Origin of the sequence: Thiocapsa imhoffii, from assembly GCF_016583985.1 — a bacterium.
In the GTDB taxonomy this organism is placed as follows: Bacteria; Pseudomonadota; Gammaproteobacteria; order Chromatiales; family Chromatiaceae; genus Thiocapsa; species Thiocapsa imhoffii.
Window position 1 is genome coordinate 1 of sequence record NZ_NRSD01000059.1, and the last position, 3888, is coordinate 3888.

A 3888-nucleotide genomic window follows, 5' to 3' on the forward strand; every position below is an offset into this window, starting at 1 on the left:
TGGCACCCGGTTGCAAGGTCGACGGACTGACCGCCAGCGCAGTGATCCCGAGCTTGGCATCACGAATGCGCACGTCACTGAGCGCCACATTCCCGGTGTTGGTCACCGTAAAGGTGTAGGTGATCTCCTCACCCACCGCACCGTAGGTGCTCGGACTGGCACTCTTCTCGAGCTCCAGCGCTGGCGCCGGCGGCGGACCGGTCACGGTGATCGTCGCCGTGTCGGTGTCACTGACGGTCTGACCGTTGTGACGGCCGCTCGCGGTGGCGGTGTTCGCCACAGTCCCCGCCGTGACATCCGCCGCAGTGATCACATAAGTTGCCGTCGCGCTGCCGGTCGCACCCGGTTGCAAGGTCGACGGACTGACCGCCAGGTCGCTGATCCCGAGCTTGGCATCCTCGATCACCACATTCGTCAGCGGCACGTTGCCGGTGTTGGTCACCGTAAAGGTGTAGGTGATCTCATCACCCGCCGCACGATAGGTGCTCGGACTGGCACTCTTCTCGAGCTCCAGCGCTGGCGCCGGGGGCGGACCGGTCACGGTGATCGTCGCCGTGTCGGTGTCGCGCACCGTCGTCCCATTGTGACGGCCGCTCGCGGTAGCGGTGTTCGCCACAGTCCCCGCCGTCACATCCGCCGCGGTGATCACATAGGTCGCCGTCGCGGCGCCGGTCGCACCCGGCTGCAAGGTCGACGGACTGACCGCCAGGTCGCTGATCCCGAGCTTGGCATCACGAATGCGCACGTCACTGAGCGCCACATTCCCGGTGTTGGTCACCGTAAAGGTGTAGGTGATCTCCTCACCCGCCGCACGGTAGGTGCTCGGACTGGCGCTCTTCTCGAGCTCCAGCGCTGGCGCCGGCGGCGGACCGGTCACGGTGATCGTCGCCGTGTCGGTGTCGCGCACCGTCGCCCCATTGTGACGGCCGCTCGCGGTAGCGGTGTTCGCCACAGTCCCCGCCGTGACATCCGCCTCGGTGATCACATAAGTTGCCGTCGCGGTGCCGGTCGCACCCGGCTGCAAGGTCGACGGACTGACCGCCAGGTCACTGATCCCGAGCTTGGCATCCTCGATCACCACATTCGTCAGCGGCACGTTGCCACTGTTGCGCACCGTGAAGGTGTAGGTGATCTCATCACCCGCCGCACGATAGGTGCTCGGGCTGGCGCTCTTCTCGAGCTCCAGCGCCGGCGCCGGGGGCGGCACGGTCACGGTGATCGTCGCCGTGTCGGTATCACTGACCGTCTCACCATCGTAGCTGCCCAGGGCCGTGGCGGTGTTCTCCACACTGCCGGCTGTGACATCCGCCGCGGTGATCACATAAGTTGCCGTCGCGGTGCCGGTCGCTCCGGGTTGCAAGGTCGACGGACTGACCGCCAGGTCACTGATTCCGAGCTTGGCATCACGAATGCGCACGTCACTGAGCGCCACATTCCCGGTGTTGGTCACCGTGAAGGTGTAGGTGATCTCATCACCCGCCGCACGATAGGTGCTCGGGCTGGCGCTCTTCTCGAGCTCCAGCGCCGGCGCCGGCACCGGGCCCGTCACGGTGATCGTCGCCGTGTCGGTGTCGCGCACCGTCTGACCGTCGTGACGGCCCAGGGCCGTGGCGGTGTTCTCCACACTGCCGGCTGTGACATCCGCCGCGGTGATCACATAGGTCGCCGTCGCGGTGCCGATCGCTCCGGGTTGCAAGGTCGCGGGACTGACCGCTAGGTCGCTGATCCCGAGCTTGGCATCCTCGATCACCACATTCGTCAGCGGCACGTTGCCGGTGTTGGTCACCGTAAAGGTGTAGGTGATCTCCTCACCCGCCGCACGATAGGTGCTCGGGCTGGCGCTCTTCTCGAGCTCCAGCGCTGGCGCCGGCACCGGACCCGTCACGGTAATGATCGCCGTGTCGGTATCACTGACCGTCTCACCATCGTAGCTGCCCAGGGCCGTGGCGGTGTTCGCCACACGACCGGCCGTGACATCCGCCGCGGTGATCACATAGGTCGCCGTGGCGCTGCCGGTCGCACCCGGCCGCAAGGTCGACGGACTGACCGCCAGGTCGCTGATCCCGAGCTTGGCATCACGAATGCGCACGTCACTGAGCGCCACATTCCCGGTGTTGGTTACCGTGAAGGTGTAGGTGATCTCATCACCCGCCGCACGATAGGTGCTCGGGCTGGCGCTCTTCTCGAGCTCCAACGCCGGCGCTGGCGGCGGCCCGGTCACGGTAATCGTCGCCGTGTCGGTGTCACTGACGGTCTGACCGTTGTGACGACCGCTCGCGGTGGCGGTGTTCTCCACACTGCCGGCCGTGACATCCGCCGCGGTGATCACATAAGTCGCCGTCGCGCTGCCGGTCGCACCCGGTTGCAAGGTCGACGGACTGACCGCCAGGTCGCTGATCCCGAGCTTGGCATCACGGATGCGCACGTCACTGAGCGCCACATTCCCGGTGTTGGTCACCGTAAAGGTGTAGGTGATCTCATCACCCGCCGCACGATAGGTGCTCGGACTGGCGCTCTTCTCGAGCTCTAGCGCCGGCGCCGGCACCGGACCCGTCACGGTGATCGTCGCCGTGTCGGTGTCGCGCACCGTCGCCCCATTGTGACGGCCCAGGGCCGTGGCGGTGTTCTCCACACTGCCGGCCGTGACATCCGCTGCGGTGATCACATAGGTCGCCGTCGCGGTGCCGGTCGCACCCGGCTGCAAGGTCGACGGACTGACCGCCAGGTCACTGATCCCGAGCTTGGCATCACGGATGCGCACGTCACTGAGCGCCACATTCCCGGTGTTGGTCACCGTGAAGGTGTAGGTGATCTCCTCACCCACCGCACCGTAGGTGCTCGGACTGGCACTCTTCTCGAGCTCCAGCGCTGGCGCCGGCGGCGGACCGGTCACGGTGATCGTCGCCGTGTCGGTGTCGCGCACCGTCGTCCCATTGTGACGGCCCAGGGCCGTGGCGGTGTTCTCCACACTGCCGGCCGTGACATCCGCTGCGGTGATCACATAGGTCGCCGTCGCGGTGCCGGTCGCACCCGGTTGCAAGGTCGACGGACTGACCGCTAGGTCGCTGATCCCGAGCTTGGCATCACGAATGCGCACGTCACTGAGCGCCACATTCCCGGTGTTGGTCACCGTAAAGGTGTAGGTGATCTCCTCACCCGCCGCACGGTAGGTGCTCGGACTGGCGCTCTTCTCGAGCTCCAGCGCTGGCGCCGGCGGCGGCCCGGTCACGGTGATCGTCGCCGTGTCGGTGTCACTGACGGTCTGACCGTCGTGAAGGCCGCTCGCGGTAGCGGTGTTCGCCACAGTCCCCGCCGTCACATCCGCCGCGGTGATCACATAGGTCGCCGTGGCGGTGCCGGTGGCACCCGGTTGCAAGGTCGACGGACTGACCGCCAGCGCAGTGATCCCGAGCTTGGCATCACGAATGCGCACGTCACTGAGCGCCACATTCCCGGTGTTGGTCACCGTAAAGGTGTAGGTGATCTCATCACCCGCCGCACGGTAGGTGCTCGGACTGGCGCTCTTCTCGAGCTCCAGCGCCGGCGCCGGCGGCGGCCCAGTCACGGTGATCGTCGCCGTGTCGGTGTCACTGACGGTCTGACCGTCGTGACGGCCGCTCGCGGTGGCGGTGTTCGCCACAGTCCCCGCCGTGACATCCGCCGCGGTGATCACATAAGTCGCCGTCGCGGCGCCGGTCGCACCCGGCTGCAAGGTCGACGGACTGACCGCCAGGTCGCTGATCCCGAGCTTGGCATCACGAATGCGCACGTCACTGAGCGCCACATTCCCGGTGTTGGTCACCGTAAAGGTGTAGGTGATCTCATCACCCGCCGCACCGTAGGTGCTCGGACTGGCACTCTTCTCGAGCTCCAGCGCTGGCGCCGGGG

At 66.6% G+C, this 3888-nt stretch carries 1 protein-coding gene; it reads right to left on the reverse strand.

Annotated elements, in window-relative coordinates; all coding sequences use genetic code 11:
* Nucleotides 1-3888 (reverse strand): beta strand repeat-containing protein (locus tag CKO25_RS20495; RefSeq protein WP_200389798.1); only part of this gene is annotated, 3888 nt, incomplete at both ends.